Raw genomic sequence first — 17748 nt, forward strand, 5'->3', positions numbered from 1 at the left:
AAGTGGCTGACGGTCCGGCCGCGCCGAAGTTGTCCACGGCAGGACGACTACTCGAAGGTCACCACACATCGGAACGGATAACCCAGCGCCGTTGAAGGCCGGGCATCAATAGCAACAGATCGGAGACGCACTATGAGTTATGCGATCGTAGGATTCGGTAAGATTGGCCAGGCCCTCGCTCACGCCTTCGCCCGCAGAAACATCGACGTGACCGTCGCGAGCCGCCGTCCGCCCGAGGCGTTGGCGCCGCAGGCTGGGGCGATCGGGCACACGGTCGTCGCCAAGTCGCTGCGGGATGCACTCGAGGCCGATACGATCATCTTGGCGGTCCCGTTCGGGGAGCATCGCGAGGTCGCGAAGGCCCTGCCGAGCTGGGAAGGCAAGACAATCATCGACGCGACGAACGCGTTCCCAGTGCCTGAAGAGCTGGACGGGCTCCCGTCCTCCGCCTTCGTCGCGAAGGCGTTCGCCGGCGCCAAGCTCGTCAAAGGGTTCAATCACCTGATTGCGGCCACCCTGGCTGCCGATCCGATCGTCGAGGGCGGGCACCGGGTCGTCTTTCTGTCTGGTGACGACGAGGACGCGATCGCTCCCGTGGCGGCCCTGGCCAAACAACTCGGGTTCGCACCCGTCAAGCTGGGAAAGCTCAACGAGGGTGGCGCGCTGGTGCACGCACGCGGCCGCACTTGGGGCCCGCTGATCTTCCAGGACCTGTTCAAGAAGGAGCAGTAATCGATTTATGTGACCGTGTGATCGACGCCGAGAACTGGTCGCGCGCGCCGACGTCTTCGAGCAGCGCGCGACCGGTTATTGGAAGGCCAACTGCTCCACGGTACTCCCCTTCACTCCCACTCGATTATTTCCTAGAGTTATAAGTCATTGATTTCTCATGTCAAAAAAAATTTCGCGGGACGCTATACCGTCAAGCACACCGTCAGAAATCCGTGCTCCTGAAAACATTGGCTTTTCTGGCCAGATTCCGGAAAAGCACATTCCGCCATCTATCGGGATGCACGGCCGCACGGACCGTCTTAAAGTCAATGCGCCTCGTCCGCCGGATCTGGCCAAAGTGACGGACGTTGCGACGAATTATACCGTCACAACTACATCCATCGAAGCCGCTTGCGAAACAAAATGAACTCTGCCGCGAGAGCGTCGGCTCGCGCCGGTGGGTTCATGCAATCTAAGCGCCGCGACGCTGAGGCTTGGCACGCGAGCGATCCTCGCTAATTTCGGCTAGGCGAACGGCTGCGCGCGCTAAGGTCGCAAGCTGCCTTGCCTGGAATTTGGATACTAGCGTGGGAAGGCGAAGATTGATCCTGTCATCGCCACTATAGAATAGCGCGCGATTCTTGTGACGATCGAGCCTGCCATCAGTTCGGTCGGGCATAAGTACGAACTTCTCGACTGCGCGCCCGTCCTTCACAACCTTATAAACCTTGGGCATGTCATCAAGGAGCCCGTCATGGATGACGAGATTCCTCACCAACTCTATCTCTCGTATCGGCTCACTGAGCTCGAACAGCGATCCTGGCGCTTCACCCCAGCCGGTGCGTCTGCGGTCACCGAACTGGATGCTGGATGACGACAGCTTGGGGTAGGTCGCGAAATCGCTGCGCAGATGTTCGATCTCGTGGACCAGCTTCGTCGTGTAGTCGAGAAGGCTGTGTAGGCGGATGAAGATCACGTTGAGCGTTGCGGTTAGGCTGGTTACGACCGGAGACGTTACCCACCGCACGCCGTCTGGTTCAGCCAAAGGCGGATAGAAGAGGTGATCCAGATTGAGCGAGCGATAGAACTCCCCAACCAGAAAGCAGACCTCCTTCGTACACTCCTGGATACCCGATACTAGTTTCCTGCAATCATACAGATACAGTAGCTTATACAGGTGGGGCATTTCCCGTAGCGCAATAAGTGCTTGCTCGAAATCAGATCGTGACAAAGTTGATTCCGAATTCAAGCCGGCCTCGTAGAGGAACGGCGGAACAACCGGCAAAAGCGCATAGTAGGCAGCAATTCCGCCAAAGAGCGCTGACGCGAATCCATCGTGGAGCCGGATGCATTCCGCCTCGATCTCATAAAGCAGATCGCCATGCACCGGACGCCAAGCGCCTTGCGGATCAAGACAGTATGCGGGTTGCCCTTCAGGCGGTGGATCCTGCTGCGGCACGCCATGGAGTGTCAGGAACATCGGCTCTGCCGATCCCAAGGTTGAACTTGCCGCTTTGTCTGAGGGTGTGACTACCATGCGCAATTCACGCACTCACCAAGCGTTTTAGGTTCTGGAGAATCGCGTCTTCCACGGCCTTCGCCGAAACGTTCCGAGCTTCCGCCAGTTCGACGACCGTGTGGCCGACATCGCGTGGCCTGAGCGGCTGCCCATCCCTTTCCACAAACGGCCCGTCGGTTTCAGTCAGCAAACGGTCGAGCGGAAGACTCCCAACCAGCTGTCGGTGCTTGGGTGAGCGCAGCATCTCTCCGTTGATCGAGAAATAGCAGCCGAGCGCGACCGCCCGACGGGCTTCGGCCGACGTGCCGGTGAACCAGTGGAGGACAACGCGTCCCCGGTCCTGCGGGAGAGAGCTTTCAATATGATTCAGCACTTTGCCAACCGCGCGGACACTATGGACGGTTAGTATCTTCCCGCCCTGTTCAGCGCAGGCGCGCAGGATGCGCTCGAACACCCGCTCCTGGGCCGGAAAACTGCGATAGAAGCGAGGGCCGGCGTCCAGGCCAACCTCGCCGACATAGCGTGCATCCGAGAGGTAGCGCTCGAAGATCGGCAACTCATTCTCACGTTCGGCGACGAGCTGCGGATGTAGCCCCAAGGCGATCCGCACAAGCGCCGACTTCGCCGCCAGCTCACGGTTTCGCGGCCAGGCCTTCGGCGTGGTCGTGACCGCAAGCGTCGCCACGCGCTCTCGATCGCATTCGGCAATAAGAGCCGAATGGTCTTTGTAGAGATCGACGTGGCAGTGCAAATCGACCCAGCGCGCGGCCGATTGGCTGGATGTCTCTATCATAGCGGACGGGCCTGAACGCCGTGCAACAGTCTGCCGACCTCCTGTAGGCCGGCGACGTAGACGGCCTCATAGTCGGAGAGCTTGTCAGGATGATCGATCAATGGGCCGGGTCGATGAATATCGAAACGGGCTCGTCCAGGCTTTCGTGCTAGGCGCGATAGCGCAAGCTGGAAGGAGCGCACATGCTCGCCCTCCGCCTTGTTTGTGTCGAGGACCTGCGCACGAAGATCGGGAATGCGATACGACGTATCGTCGATGCCCCAGCCCTCGAGGATCGAAGCGCGCCGGATGAGACACGGCACACAACGTCCGCAATGTTTGGGCGTCCTCTCATTCGGATCCGGATCGTAGCGGCGACTTCCGGGCGACGAGCACGACATCGTGTGCTTCGCTTCTTTCCGGAGGAACGGGATGTCGGCGCATCCCTTCGCCATTTGGCCCTTCGTCATGAATGCGTAGGGATTTTCCAATCGGACGCTCAGGCCGAGGCCTTTGAGTAGATCCTCGAAACGCGCCATGTAGAACGGATGTGTCGTGCGAGTGCTAAGTGCTCCGAGGCGGAGCGGATCCAGGGGCACGTTCAGCGAGATCAGGCCATTCTCTGGCACATGCACGACCATGTCGCCGCCGATCGCGTCGGCCGCCATGACCGCCAGCGAGAAGAACAAAAATGAACGCCCCCTCAGCGTGTCTTCGACCGCAGAATGCTCCACCGTATCGGTCGGGAATCCCACTCTTGCCCGAATGTGATGAAGAGTTGTTCCGCCGAAGCGACGCTTCATCACCTCGGCGCAATAGGCTTGGTGCGTGCTGGTGATGCCGTCCCAATAGTGGCTCACCAAAATCGGCGCCTCACCCCGCGCGAGCAGATCGATCGCACCAATGAAACTGTCCAGCCCGCCCGAAAACAGGCAGACCGTTGTCGGACTAGCCGTGCGCAGCTTCGTCGGTCTGGGCGCCAGATCGCGAGCGCCGGCAGCGCGAGCACGAAAATAGACGCCCCAGCGGTCGCCGGTCAGGAAGTTCAACGTTGTCGCGATCAATGACGCCAGCCCTTGCCAGCGAGCGGCGTCATGTACCGGCAAGTGGAGGTCGATCTCGCGGGTCCAGGCGTCCTGCGCGTCAGCCGCACGCGAGATACGCGTGTCGGCGGCAGTGATGGCCGCCGCCAACAGCGCCAGATCGACCGCCGTTTCGGAGGGGCGAAGGCCGAGCTCACAGAGTTGATCCAACGCCTGGCCCAGCCCATAGCCCAAACGGAACTCGCCATCGACGAAGTTGATCTCCGTCTCTTGTGTGTCCACACGGCTCGGCGAAACACCTGTGCGGTCGCCCGGACCGAGCCGGGCAATGATCGTATGGTGCCTCATGCGGCGGCCTCCCCGGCGACGGCAACCAGCTCGAAAGCGGTCTCGTAAATCTGGTTGACGACATTCTCGATATCGCGGTCAGACAGGCGCTCCAGGCTTTCGAGCCTTCCGGCGAGCTGGCCGCGCGTTGCGCCCTCGACAAAATCATGAAGCTGCGCCTGGGCGCTTTCCACGGCAGCGATGTCATCGGGGAAGGTGATACCCCGCCCGCCAAGGTCTGCCATCACCCGCCCTTCGATCGAACGGGAAATGAAGTCCAGGAAGACGTCCTGGAGCTGCTCCGGTGTAAGGGTATCGAAGCTACCCACGCCCGCTTCCGCGAGATCACCTATCGTCTCCAGCATCGCCTGCCGCGCGATCGCGTCGTCCACCGCGCCGCCAGGCGGGCAGATAAATTCCAGGATCGCGACGAACACATCTGCCGCCGGCTGTGTTGCCAATCCGGCAAGGTTGAGCTGACGAAGCGTTTCGGTCGGTCCGAGACGCTGGAAGTCACGAACGACGCCCAACAATCCGCTGGCCGTGGCGCGGGATGAGCCCATGCGCCGCGCCGCCCGTCGGGCGCCGCCGGTGCTGCCGCGTACATAACCCGACAGCGCACTCCCAAGCGCACTACGGCTGCCAGTCCTTGCGAAGCGCGTGAAACTGCCCCGCGCGCCACCCAGGCTGCCGGTGCCTTGCGTATCCGGACGTGGCGGCGTGCGCGGAACGCCCGGCACGGTAGGAGTCGCCGGCTGCGTCGGCGGGGATGACGGCCCGGCCGGCATACCTGGCGCGCCAGGAGTGGGCGGCACGGGGGCCGAAGGTCGCGGCTGGGTCGGCGGCGTCGGGTCATCGACGAAGGATGGAACGAGGCCGCTTGCGGGTCCGCCGTAGCGTTTTGAGGTGCCCATCCGATCAACCCCGCTGCAGTCTGCTGATGCCATGCGCGGCCTTTTGCAGGATCGCGTTTTCCGTCTGCTCGGCCCATGACTGCAGCGTCGTCTGGTACTCCGCCGCGATGCCCGTGTCCGTGAAGCAGGCCCCCCAACTGGAAGCCGCCCAGCTCCCGACCTTTGTCACGGGCAACTCGCGGATGAACTCCAGCAGGCGACGCTGCAGCGCCGGATGCGCCTCGACCAGACGGACGAGGCCGTCCGCCCCCTTTGGCTTGGCTGTGAAGTTGTCCTCCTGGAGAATCCGGCCACGGATCGCTTCGAATACCTCCTCGGGCTCTGGGCCCGTGAGCTTTGCGATCTCGCCGGCGGCCCCGCGGACCATCATCGTCGGGCCCATCAGCTTCTCGACGAGGCCCTCGAGGTGGCTTGCTGCGGCCAGCCCGCCCAGCGAGCTGCGCTTGTCACGTGTGACGAACACATATGGCCGTAGGTCGACGCCCGTCAGCGGCGGGTCGATCGCCGCCCACCCCTTCGCCCACTCGTTCTTCTCCCATTCCACGGCTTCGGCCGGGAGCGGTGCAGGTGCGGAGCGCGCAGCTTTGCGTCCGCCCTTGCCGGCGGGCTTCTCGTCATCGTCCTCCGGCGCTGGTGCCTGGACATGCTCCTCGAAACGACGAAGCGCCTCGGGTTGACCGTCAGAGTGATTGGCCGCGAGCCGTGCGATCTGTTCGTAGAAGTCCGGATAAAATCGCTCGGCGAGCATGATCTTGGCCAAAACCGGACGCTGAATATCGGCACCGAAACCCCGCTCCTCGGCAATGGCGTGTCGCAACATCATGGAATTGAGGAAACGTTTGATCTGGCGCGGATTGCCGCGGGTGCCCTCGCTCAGAATCTTCGTCACGTGGGCACTGATCACAAGCGCCTGGTCAACCTCGGGCGGCATTTTGCCTGCCATGGCCAGCTCAACGGTCCTTCGGTCGAGGCCACGGCTCTTCCACGGCCGTCGCATATCCTCCCGCGCCGATGCGAGCAGGCTGAGGAACCGCGGGTCCTTAGGACCGAGCGCGTTCTCCGCCAGCAGAAGGGTCACATACACGCGTGTTTCGGCGACGCCGAGCGCAGGAATGCGGAACGGGACCTGAATCAACTTTTCCAGGTAGTTGCGCGCGTAGCTGACCGGGCCGGAGCTGGGCGGCAAGTCGGGGAAGTGCTCGCGCACTGCATACTCAATCATCAGTTCATCGGCGCCGATGACAAAGGCGGTGCGTTCGACAAAAAGGAAAAGACGGATCGCTTCGAGCGTCGCGATCGCCGTCTTCGGCAAGCACCGGTCGAGATCGTCGACGATGACGACGAGTTGGTCGATGTCGGCGGCGTCGAGCAGCTCCTTGAACTCCTTACGGAAGGCATGAATGTGCTCGGGAAGGTTATCGCTCTCGTCCGGAGCTTCCTTCAGGAACTCGCCCGCCTTTTCGGCGACCCCCTTCAGATCCTCGATCGAGACATGGTCCTGGGGTTTGGCCAGGAACGAGGTGGCAACATCATAGAGGCCCTTGACCTGATCGAAGGTCGGGATACCGGTCGTCGCCGTAAACGCGAAACCGCCAGCCTTGCGAGCAAGCTTCAGCCAGTCTACCCGCTTCAGAACCTTCTTCGCGGCGTCGGCCACCTTCGTCGACGTCGGACGGGCGCGACGAAGTTCGTCGACAATGGTCTCGATGACGACCGTTTTTGCGTCCTCGAAGCCCTCGAACGTCCAGCCGTTGAACCAGAGGCAGAGGACACGATCGTCCTCCGCGAAGGCGCCCTCGAGCATTTTAAGAACGCTTGACTTGCCGGCGCCCCAATCGCCGTGGACCCCGATCGTTACCGGCGCATCAGGCGTCTTACGGATCAGCGTGACGACGGTCTTCGCGATCGCTTCATAATATAGGAGATCGGTTGCCGTCTCCTGATCGTTCAAAAACATGATCCCCCCAATTGCCTACATTATGTAGGTCCGTAGCCTCAGTTTATTTATTCTTCTCTTTGACTAATTACCGATCCAATCGCACGCGCAGTCTCCGCGCTCGTTCCTGAAATGCGCCTTCGCCACCTTCAAGGATGTCGCATACGGCCTTCCTGATCTCCGCACTCTCCAATCCGCCAGAGCGGTATGTGATCGGCGGCAGGGCTCCGTGCGGATGCGGCCCGGACTCGGCGATAATGATCTGGTCGGCGTCAGTATTGATGACCAGGTTGGCGTTGTGCGTGACCATGATCACCTGACGATGGGACTTCGCCTCGACGAACAGATGCACCAGTTCATCGAAGACCGATTTCGGATCGAGGTTCTCTTCCGGCTGATCGATCACCAGCGGCCGATTGTCACTGTCATCTAGGGCAAGGTAGAGGAGCAGGAGCACGATGCCGCGCGTGCCCGGTGACAGCTTGCGGATATCGACGCCATCATAGTCGATGCCGTAGCGGATCGAGATGTGGTCGGTGCTGAAGAGCCATTGCGCGAAGCGCTTTGACCACGCCCGGAACTCGACCTGATCGGTATGGGCAACCGGCGAGTGGTCCAACAGGTCCTTCTGATAAAAACGACGGAACTCCGCCATTGCTGCACGGACAGCGGTGGAGTCACCCGTTTCCCAAGCTGTCTTCAGCACCTCGTTCGCCTTTTGCAGCAAGGTACCCTTGCCACGGAACGCGCCGGCCTTCCTCAGGTCGACCAGCCCCTCTTCCGCCTCTGACGCCCACTGCTCGACATTGGCGATCCGCGCGACCGAGAATGAGAGCTTCTTCAGCGTGCCGGATGAAGCGGCGAGCCTTGCCATCAGCGGTGCGTAGAGCGCTTCCAGCACCGATTGCTCGGCGACCAACGCGTCAAAGGCCCTGCCATAGGCCTCCTCGCGCTCGGTCTGCAGCGCCCGCGCACGATCCTTGGCGCCCTGCGCGTCCTTCAGTTTATCGGTAAGAGTCTGTAGCGCCGCCGTCTCGGTCGTGATGTTGCCCGATAGGGCTGTGTATCGCTTCTGCGTTTCCTTGTCCGCGCTGACCAGCTTTTCAAGCCGTCCCATCTCCGCGTCGAGCATCGCCTGCGACAGGGTGTTCAGGTCGGTGTCGTCCGGAAAGAAGGGCTTGTTCGGATCGCTCGTTGTGGGCGCAGTGCCCTTGAGCTTTGTGATCTCGCCGTCCACCCATTTCACGTAGCCGACAAGGTTGTCGTCGACCGGACCAGTATAATCCAGCAGGAACGCCGCCCACTGCTCGTCCGACATGCCGCTGTGCGGATGTCGGGTCTGCGCTTGCCGCAGCGTCTCGGGGGCTTGATTGCGCCTCAGATCCTTCACTTCGTCCTGCATCGCAAGGAAGGTCTGACGTTGCCCGGCGAACCGCCGCAACTTCGTTCGAACCTGGTTCGCCGCACCGGCCAGGTCAGTATGCCGCTGGGCCCGTTGTTCGCTACCCGCCGAGACGAGTTTGGCTCGATCGGCCGTGTAAGCGTCGACCAGCTTCTTTTTCTGCGCGACCTGGCCTTCGTAGCTCGCGACCAGCTTTTCCTTCTCCAGTTCGGTGCTGATTCGATCGGAAATCTGCGCAACGGCTTCAGCCTCTCGCTCGCGAGCCAGACGATGCCGCGACGCGCGATGTTCAAGCAGCTCCTCAAAATCCAGCGCCCCATCGCGATCATCGTCGGGATGGGCTTCGAAGATCACGCGCTCAATCTCGCGGAGCAGGCCATCCGTCAGGCCACTCGACGAGCAAAGCTCCTCGACGAACTGTTGGGAGAGGTAGCGTATCCGCTCATAGGCGAATGGCCCATTTGCGTCCGAACCATCGAGCGCACGAACGCTCGGCTCGCCCGCGGCCCAGCTCACCCGCACTTTGCCATCTCCGATCAACGGCCGAGCCCGGACGAGGAAGGAAGGGTTGGCCCATTCCTCCGCATTCCACGCTGCCTCCGAAATCGAGTCACAGCCGGCCGCGATCATATCGGCCAGCGCGGTCTTGCCGGACCCTCGCGCGCCGATGATGGCCACCAGACCGGGATTGAGCGGAATGACCGGGGTGGTCAACCAGGGGGCATCGAGCACCTCGATTTGCGAAATCACTTGCGAAGGCGTGGCCGACGCTGGCGGCTCTGCACCGACGTGGGCTCGCCCGCCAGGATCGATGCACGCCTGCCGCAGCGCGTCGAACTCGAGGTCGCCCTTGATCCATGAAAATCGGTCGCCGAACGGGGTCGCGACGTCCTCCAGCTTATGCGCGTCGCTGCCATGGAGGCACGGCTTCAAGCCGCCATATCGGGCCCGGACCGCGGCGGGGGCGAGATCCCTTTGGCCCAACCAGAACTCGCGTTGTGCCGAGCTGCTGGCGAATATCACATCCGCGAAACCCTCGATCTCGCGCCGGATCGTCTGGTCCGCCGCCTCCCTTACTCCTGACGTGCCGTCGGTCGCGCCGCCCGCGACGGCGATGACGATGTTCTTCTTCGCCCATCCGCTCTCGGAGAACACCTCCCGCAACTTCTGGAAGTTCACCTTGAATTGGTTGGCCCCATACGCCAGCGCAGCGCGATCGTCGGTGATGCTCGCATCGGCCTTCTTGCCGAGCCTGATGAGGTCCGCCCTGGTGCAATCGAACCGGTCCTGCATGACGTTGAATTGCAGGCGCGACAACAAACGCTGCAATTCCTCGATATGTTTTGGGTCTTCCGGGCTGACAAACAGATGGAGGTTGACGAAGCCGCCCTTGGCGGTCGCCACGTCCAGTCGAAGCTCTACATTCGGAAACACCAGCTTGGCGTGAGGCAGTCGGCCGGCCGCCCTATGCTTGAGCACCTCTTCGTAGGTGTCCGTCACGTAGTAATCCGTGACGGCGATCGCCTCGATGAGCGGCGTGGCTTGCTCAAGCGCGGCAAGGTAATCGTTCCACGCCGTGGGGCCGCTGAACTGATTGTTCATCACCGTGCCTGGCGCGTGAATATGAGGCTCCCACCTCCGCCACTCCGATCCCCGACTCAACATGCTTCCCCCTAAGCCATTTCTTATGCAGCCGCGTTGTTCGCACGCGTGGTAATGTCGGCGCAGCGCGCCATGAGCGCCTCGAAAGGCTCGGCGTCTTCCAGAAGAAGCCCGTCGTCGACCATGCGGGCGTAATCCTCTTCCAGCGCCTTCAGACCATCGCCTGCGGGCACAAGCCGCAGCCCGCCGTTGACCGCCGCTGCGTAGTCGATGGGCGTCCGATCGGACGCCTTCTCGGCGAAGAACATGCTCTTGTGGCGCGCCACCGCGTTCGCCAGGTCGCGATCGGCGACAGCGGACGCGGCAAAATTGGCTTCGTCCAACCGCGCGACATCGTGCCAGTGACGCGCGAAGCGATCGCCGCGCAGCCGCTCCTGCAGGCAGAAGACATGGATGGCCGTCGCCTTCTCCCAGAAGGTTCGCTCCGCATGCATCACGCGTGGACGAGCCTTGGGAAAGGTCACGCCCTCGATCAGGCCGGACGCGTCGCAAACGATGTCGCGCGAGCTCGCGGGCTCACCCGTCGATCGCGCTCCGAATTCGAGCATCACGCTCGGCGCCACATAGCCGGAGCCGGCCGTGGCGGCCTCGTAGTCGATGAACAGCCTCTCGCCGTCGACGCGGATTGTGGCCGCCAAGGCTTCACCAGCCAACGTATTCGCGATGATCGGCTGAACGCTGCCTTCAACCCACTCGGGCAGGCGCTTGCGCACCTCGCTGGACCACCGCTTTTCCTCGCTACGGGTCTTCGGCAGCGCTTCGCCGTTGTCGCCGACGAGATCAGGTGCGATCGCCCGAATGTCGTAGGTCAGGTCGACGTCCTCGGAAAACCGCCGGATGACCTGATAAGCTTTGGACAGCGACGTGCCGCCCTTGAACACCAGATGTTCGCCGAGCGCCGAGCCGTAAAGGGTGGCGAGCGCCCAGACCAACCAGACGTCCTTCTCCAGGAGGTGCGCCGGCCGGCCGGACCGATCGGCCGCGACTCCCAGCGCCTCCCGCCGATCCTCAACCGGGAGGTGGAGAAAGGGATCAGCCATGGGCGGCCTTGCCCACGCTGCGCGCCAGCCAGGTCGGAAGCTGCGGCGCTACCGCGACCAGCTCGCTGAATGCGCCCGGCGGAAGTTTCCGCTTCAAGGTCTGGAGGGCGGCCTCGGCCTTCTCGGGCCCAAGCCAGGCCAGCGCGCGCACCGCCTCGCCAGCCGGCCGATCCGCCATGGCGAGCTGCCAACGCGGCGCATGGCGAAGCTCGACCACCTGCTTGCCGAGATTCATCTTCCTGCTGCGGCCCGAGGTCAGATAGACCGACCGGACCGGGACCTGGGTCGTTAGGCCCAAGGTGTTGGCCGCAGCAGCGCCGCTCGGGACGATGGTCTCTCCCCGCTGGCTGGCCAACGCCCCAACCGCCTGTTCAACGGACGGAGCGCGGGTGCCGAACCGGCTCGTGACCGGGAGCAGATAGACACCGCGACCCGCCCGGAGCAGTTGCCCCCTCTCGGTCAGGCGCGACAATGCCTGGTCCACCGCGGCGCGATTGCCAAGGTGGAGCAAGCTTTTAGCCGCGACCGGTGTGCCCTCTGGCAGCCCTTTCGCGTGCGCAAGAATTTGTTCGGTCAAGCGTCGCATGGCCATTCTCCTGTCAGAAACATACGCAGTTTTCTGACAGTTTTCAAGGATAGCTGCGAAGCAGGCGCGCTGATCCAAGCCCCTCCCGCGATCAGGCCGTCACGTTCCAGATTGCGCAGGTTCTCCCCGGCCGCTCGAGCGCGTGTGTCTCTAGGACGAATCCGGCTTGACTCAATTGCCGAGAAATAGAACAAATGGAGAACATGATGCTGAACCCGTTCCCGGAGGTCAAGAAGGAGCTTGCGGCCCGAGCCCGCCATAGAGTCGTTGCGCGTGCAGATCGCCAAAATCGAAGGCAGGGATCGACGCGTGAAATCGGTGCTTCCCTTCGGAATCGCCGATGTGGACTCGCGACTCCCCGGCGGCGGCCTCGCGCTTGGCGCACTGCATGAAGTAGCCGGAGGCGGCAACGGCGCGATCGATGGCGCCGCCGCAGCGCTCTTCGGTGCCGGCATCGCCGCCCGTACCAAGGGCAAGATCCTGTGGTGCATCACGCGCGCGGATCTGTTTGCGCCCGCCATCGCGCAGGCCGGACTTGTGGCGGACCGCGTCATCTATGTCGAAACCGGCGACGACAAGACGGTCCTCGCCTGCATGGAGGAAGGTCTGCGACACGGCGGACTCGGTGCGGTCGTGGGCGAAATCGCTCGACTCTCCATGACCGCGTCGCGACGCCTGCAGCTCGCGGCCGAAGGGACCGGCACGATCGCGATCGCGCTGCGCCGCTGGCGCCGGCAGACCGAAGCGATCGACTTCGGCCAGCCCACGGCGGCCACGACGCGCTGGCGCGTTTCAGCGCTGCCGTCGACGCCGCTGCCCGTCCCGGGCGTCGGTCGCCATCGCTGGCTTGTTGAACTCATCCGCGCTCGCGCGGGTGAAAGTGCAGATTTTGAGTTGGAGGCGTGCGATGACACGGGTCGTCTCGCTCTTCCTCCCGAGCTGGTCCACCGACCGGCTGCGGCGGAAGGCTGGCGACGCGGCGCCTCCGGCTGAGGCGCCGCTCGTCCTGATAGGCCGCGACGGGAACCGGCGGGTGGTGTTGGCGGCGGACGCCGCGGCCCAGGCCGCCGGCCTGCGTCGCGGAATGCCAGTGACGAAAGCGCAGGTGCTGGTGCCGGGCCTGATCGTGCGCGATGCCGATCCGGCGGCCGACGCCGAGGCGCTGGATAGACTGGCGGTTTGGCTCCTCCGCTTTGCGCCGATCGTCGCTTCCGATCCTCCCGACGGCATCGTCATCGATACGACTGGCGCTGACCATCTCCATGGCGGCGAGCCCGCTATGCTTGAGGGTTTACTCGGGCGCCTCGCAATGTCCGGTATCGTCGCGCGAGCGGCTATCGCCGACACCTGGGGCGCGGCACACGCGCTGGCGCGCTATGCCGCTTGGCCGACAATCATCGCCGGTTCAGGTCATAGGCAAGCCATTCTCGAACCGTTGCCGCTTGATGCCCTCCGGATCACCGCGGCGACCGTTGCGGGCCTGCGGACACTCGGCTTCGAGCGGATCGGCGATCTCCTCGAGCAGCCGCGCGCGCCTTTGGCGTTGCGGTTCGGGCCGGAGATCGGCCGACGGATCGATCAGGCGCTTGGCGATACGGCGGAACTGATCGAGCCGATCCGGCCAGCCGATCTCATCGAGGTTCGTCGTGCCTTCGCGGAACCAATCGGCGCGGCCGAGACCATCGCCCACTATATCGGCAAGCTGGTGGTCCAGCTCTGTGAGCTGCTAGAGGAACGTGGCCTCGGCGCTCGCCGCCTCGATCTCATCTGTCACCGCGTCGATAACCAGGCTCAGGCAGTTCGCGTCGGAACGGCGACGCCGGTCCGCGACGTCAAACGGCTGACGCGGCTGCTCTGCGATAAGATCGAGACCATTTCGCCCGGCTTCGGCATCGAGGTGATGACACTCAGTGCCACGGCCGCCGAGCGGCTCGATCGCAAGCAGATCGTCAACTCGCTTGTCGAGGAGAGCGTACCGGACGTGTCCGACCTGATCGACACGCTGATGAACCGGGTCGGCGAGCGCGCGATCTATCGACTCGCGCCGGTCGCGAGCGACGTGGCCGAGCGCTCGGTGTGCCGCATCCCAGCGATGGCGGCCGATACGGGGGCGAGTTGGCCCGGCCATTGGCCGCGGCCCTCCCGCCTGCTCGCCCAACCCGAGCCTGTCGAGACCGTCGCCCTTCTGCCGGATCATCCGCCGGTGTCCTTCACCTGGCGCGGTGTGCGTAGGCGCGTGAAGCGCGCCGACGGTCCAGAGCGCGTGTTCGGCGAATGGTGGAAGCGAGACGCCGAGCTCGCTGCCGTGCGCGACTATTTCCGGGTCGAGGACGACGCCGGCGAGCGCTATTGGCTATACCGCGCGGGCGACGGCGAGGACGCCGCCACCGGCTCGCATCGATGGTTCCTGCATGGGGTGTTCGGATGAGCTGCCTCCGCTATCCCGAGCTGCAGGTCACCTCGCACTTCAGCTTTCTGCGGGGCGCGTCCTCCTGTGAGGAACTGTTTTCCCAGGCGGCGCTCGCCGGAATCGAGGTGCTCGCCGTCGTCGATCGAAACTCGCTGGCTGGGATCGTCCGCGCTCATGAGGCCGCCAAGACCACAGGCGTCCGTCTCGTCGTCGGCTGCCGGCTCGACCTTGTCGATGGCACGTCAGTGCTCGTCTACCCGACCGACCGGCCCGCCTATTCGCGTCTCTGCCGGCTGCTCTCGCTCGGGAAACAGCGCGCCGGCAAGGCCAAGTGCCATCTCGAGTGGCCGGACCTCGTCGCCTACGGCGAAGGCCTCATCGTGGTCCTCGTGCCCGACCTGGCGGACGACGAGTGCGCGTTCCGTCTGCGGCGCCTGCGCGACGCATTCGGCGACCGCGCCTATCTGGCGTTGACCCTGCGCCGCCGGCCGAACGACCAGCTGCGGCTCCACGAGCTGTCGAACCTCGCCGCGCAGATGCGCGTGCCGACCGTGGTCACGAACGACGTGCTGTTTCACGAGCCGGGTCGCCGCATCCTGCAAGACGTGGTGACCTGCATCCGACACAACGTCACGATCGACCAGCTCGGCGATCGTCGCGAGCGTCACGCGGACCGCTACATCAAGCCGCCTGAGGAGATGCATCGGCTGTTCAGCCGATATCCCGAGGCGCTCGCCAGAACGCTGCAGATCGCCGATCGCTGTCGCTTCAATCTCGACGAGCTCGCCTATCAATATCCGGAGGAACGTGACGACCCGGCGCTCACACCGCAGGAGACGCTGGCGACGCTCACCTGGGAAGGCGCTGCTCAGCGCTATCCCGAAGGCCTGCCCGATAGGGTGCGAGCGACCATCAGCCACGAACTGGCGCTGATCGAGAAGCTCGGCTACGCCCCCTACTTCCTGACCGTCAATTCGATCGTCCGCTTCGCGCGGTCGAAGGACATTCTCTGCCAGGGGCGCGGCTCAGCCGCCAATTCGGCCGTCTGCTATGTCCTGGGCATCACATCGATCGACCCGGGCCGCAACGACCTCCTGTTCGAGCGCTTCGTCTCCGAGGAGCGGCGCGAGCCGCCGGACATTGATGTCGATTTCGAGCACGAGCGACGTGAGATCGTCATGCAGTGGGTGTTCGACACTTATGGTCGTGATCACGCCGCGCTCTGCTCGACCGTGATCCGCTATCGCACCAAGGGCGCCCTACGCGATGTCGGCAAGGCGCTCGGTCTGCCGGAAGATCTCATCCGCACCTTGTCCGGCCAGGTCTGGGGCTGGTCCGAAGAAGGCGTCGAGGATCGGCACGTTCAGGAGCTAAATCTCAACCTCGCCGACCGACGCCTTGGTCTGGTGCTCGATCTCGCCCGACAGCTCATGGGCACACCGCGACACCTCAGCCAGCATCCCGGCGGCTTCGTCCTGACCCATGATCGGCTTGATGATCTGGTGCCGATCGAGCCGGCCGCCATGAAGAATCGGCAGGTGATCGAGTGGGACAAGGACGACATCGACGCGCTGAAATTCATGAAGGTCGACGTGCTGGCGCTTGGCATGCTGACCTGCATGAAGAAGGGTCTCGATCTTCTGACCGAGCACAAAGGGATCACGCTCGACCTCGCGACCATCCCCGCGGAGGATCCACGCACCTACGCGATGATCCGGAAGGCCGACACGCTCGGCACCTTCCAGATCGAATCCCGCGCGCAGATGTCGATGCTGCCGAGGCTCAAGCCGCGCACCTACTACGACCTCGTCGTCCAAGTCGCGATCGTCCGGCCCGGGCCGATCCAGGGCGACATGGTCCACCCGTATCTGCGCCGCCGCGAAGGGATTGAGCCGGTCCATTATCCAAAGCCGGAGCTGGAGAAGGTGCTGGGCAAAACCCTTGGGGTCCCCCTCTTCCAGGAACAGGCGATGCGTGTGGCCATCGAATGCGCGGGCTTCACGCCGGGCGAAGCCGACATGCTTCGCAAGTCGATGGCGACCTTCAAGTTCACCGGAGGCGTTTCGTCATTCAAGATGAAGCTGATCGACGGCATGGTTGCCAACGGATACGAGCGCGAGTTCGCCGAACAGACCTTTAAGCAACTGGAGGGGTTCGGCTCATACGGATTTCCGGAAAGCCACGCAGCCTCTTTTGCGCTTATCGCCTATGCCAGCGCCTGGTTGAAGTGCTGGCATCCCGACGTCTTCTGCGCGGCATTGCTGAATTCACAACCCATGGGCTTCTATGCCCCCGCCCAGATCGTCAGGGACGCGATCGAGCACGGCGTCGACGTCCGGCCCGTCTGCGCGAACGCCTCGCGCTGGGACTGCACCTTGGAGTCGACCGAAGACGACAGCCGCTTCGCCGTGCGTCTGGGCTTGCGGATGGTCAAAGGACTCGCCAACGCACACGGGGCCGCGATCGTCGCCGCGCGGGCTGATCAGCAATATGCCTCGACCGACGATCTCTGGCGGCGCGCCAGCGTCCCGTCCGCCGCCCTCGTCCAGCTCGCCGAGGCCGACGCCTTCCGTCCGGGCTTGCAGCTCGCCCGCCGCGAGGCTCTATGGGCAATCAAGGCGCTGCGCGACGAACCGCTTCCGCTGTTCGCAGCGGCGTCCGCACGCGAAGCCGCCATCGTATCCGAGGTGAATGAGCCGATGGTGTCGCTGCGGCCGATGACGACGGGCAGCGAGGTCGTCGAGGATTACGGGCATGTCGGCCTGACACTGAGGGCGCATCCCCTCAGCTTCCTCCGTGAGGATCTCCGGCGCCGGCGCATCATCAGCTGCGCCGAGGCCATGGCGACGCGCGACGGGCGCTGGGTCGAGGCGGCAGGCATCGTCCTCGTTCGCCAGCGCCCGGGCAGCGCGAAAGGCGTCATGTTCATCACGTTGGAGGATGAGAGCGGCATCGCCAACCTCGTGGTCTGGGCAAAGGTGTTCGAGGCGAACCGGCGCGCCGTCCTGTCCGCCAGCATGATGGCGGTACGGGGTCGGATTCAGCGCGAGGGCGAGGTCGTTCACCTGGTCGCGCAGCGCATCACGGACCTTTCGGCCGAGCTCGCCAGCGTGGGCAGCCGCGACGCGGCGTTTCCTCTCCCGCACGGCCGCGGTGACCAAGTGCGCAGTGGTGGGTCCGGGCCCGACGCGCGCGAATTGCCGCCCAAGGGTTTGCGCACGCGCGACATCTACATTCCCGACCTGCACATCGACACGATCAAGGTGAAGGGCCGCGATTTCCGTTGACGAGCTCATCCACCCCGGAGAAAGCGGTCTCATCTCTTGCCAGGACGCCAGGCAGGCGGGCTTGATAGTAGAAACGTCGCCGATTGCATCGACCGGCGCGTGCCAAGTAGATAAGGTATGCGGGCCCGCGTGCGGGCGG

12 protein-coding genes are annotated in these 17748 nt (G+C 63.7%); 4 read left to right on the forward strand and 8 right to left on the reverse strand.

From position 1 onward, the window contains the following. Nucleotides 1-132: 132 nt before the first annotated feature. The gene (locus GXW71_RS10905) at nt 133-732 is read left to right on the forward strand and encodes an NADPH-dependent F420 reductase (RefSeq protein WP_211852531.1); all 600 of its coding nucleotides are present in this window, start codon (nt 133-135) and stop codon (nt 730-732) included. 451 nt (nt 733-1183) lie between these two features. Here the strand turns inward: GXW71_RS10905 and GXW71_RS10910 are convergent, their stop codons facing one another. The 8 genes from GXW71_RS10910 to GXW71_RS10945 form a co-directional block, all read right to left on the reverse strand. Further along, nucleotides 1184-2191 carry a hypothetical protein gene (locus GXW71_RS10910; RefSeq protein ID WP_211852532.1) on the reverse strand — a complete coding sequence of 336 codons (1008 nt, stop codon included), beginning with the start codon at nt 2189-2191 and terminating at the stop codon, nt 1184-1186. Nucleotides 2192-2255: 64 nt separating this feature from the next. After that, nucleotides 2256-3023 (reverse strand): Qat anti-phage system TatD family nuclease QatD, encoded by a 768-nt coding sequence (gene qatD, locus GXW71_RS10915; protein WP_211852533.1) that lies wholly within the window; start codon nt 3021-3023, stop codon nt 2256-2258. Beyond that, the gene (gene qatC / locus GXW71_RS10920) at nt 3020-4393 is read right to left on the reverse strand and encodes a Qat anti-phage system QueC-like protein QatC (RefSeq protein WP_211852534.1); all 1374 of its coding nucleotides are present in this window, start codon (nt 4391-4393) and stop codon (nt 3020-3022) included. The genes qatD and qatC overlap by 4 nt, the downstream gene beginning before the upstream one ends. Further along, nucleotides 4390-5319 (reverse strand): Qat anti-phage system associated protein QatB, encoded by a 930-nt coding sequence (qatB, locus tag GXW71_RS35430; RefSeq protein ID WP_367617285.1) that lies wholly within the window; start codon nt 5317-5319, stop codon nt 4390-4392. The genes qatC and qatB overlap by 4 nt, the downstream gene beginning before the upstream one ends. After that, on the reverse strand, nt 5291-7243 hold the full coding sequence (qatA, locus tag GXW71_RS10930) for a Qat anti-phage system ATPase QatA (RefSeq protein ID WP_211852536.1): 1953 nt from the start codon (nt 7241-7243) through the stop codon (nt 5291-5293). Before qatA ends, qatB begins: the two co-directional genes overlap by 29 nt. Before the next feature lie 67 nt (nt 7244-7310). After that, nucleotides 7311-10289 (reverse strand): TrlF family AAA-like ATPase, encoded by a 2979-nt coding sequence (locus GXW71_RS10935; protein WP_211852537.1) that lies wholly within the window; start codon nt 10287-10289, stop codon nt 7311-7313. 20 nt (nt 10290-10309) lie between these two features. Next, nucleotides 10310-11326 (reverse strand): nucleotidyl transferase AbiEii/AbiGii toxin family protein, encoded by a 1017-nt coding sequence (locus tag GXW71_RS10940; RefSeq protein ID WP_211852538.1) that lies wholly within the window; start codon nt 11324-11326, stop codon nt 10310-10312. Beyond that, nucleotides 11319-11912 carry a DUF6088 family protein gene (locus GXW71_RS10945; protein WP_211852539.1) on the reverse strand — a complete coding sequence of 198 codons (594 nt, stop codon included), beginning with the start codon at nt 11910-11912 and terminating at the stop codon, nt 11319-11321. Before GXW71_RS10945 ends, GXW71_RS10940 begins: the two co-directional genes overlap by 8 nt. A 279-nt stretch (nt 11913-12191) precedes the next feature. Between GXW71_RS10945 and GXW71_RS10950 the strand changes: the two genes are divergently transcribed. Genes GXW71_RS10950 through GXW71_RS10960 form a run of 3 tightly spaced genes read left to right on the forward strand, consistent with a single transcriptional unit; the run spans nt 12192 to nt 17609 of the window. Next, nucleotides 12192-12905: an ImuA family protein gene (locus tag GXW71_RS10950; protein ID WP_408901993.1), complete on the forward strand. Its 714-nt coding sequence runs from the start codon at nt 12192-12194 to the stop codon at nt 12903-12905. After that, entirely contained in the window at nt 12820-14340 is a 1521-nt protein-coding gene (locus GXW71_RS10955) for a DUF6504 family protein (RefSeq protein ID WP_211852541.1), read from the forward strand. Before GXW71_RS10950 ends, GXW71_RS10955 begins: the two co-directional genes overlap by 86 nt. Next, entirely contained in the window at nt 14337-17609 is a 3273-nt protein-coding gene (locus GXW71_RS10960) for an error-prone DNA polymerase (RefSeq protein WP_211852542.1), read from the forward strand. Before GXW71_RS10955 ends, GXW71_RS10960 begins: the two co-directional genes overlap by 4 nt. Nucleotides 17610-17748 lie beyond the last annotated feature (139 nt).

The organism is Plastoroseomonas hellenica (assembly GCF_018129085.1).
Taxonomy (GTDB): Bacteria; Pseudomonadota; Alphaproteobacteria; order Acetobacterales; family Acetobacteraceae; genus Plastoroseomonas; species Plastoroseomonas hellenica.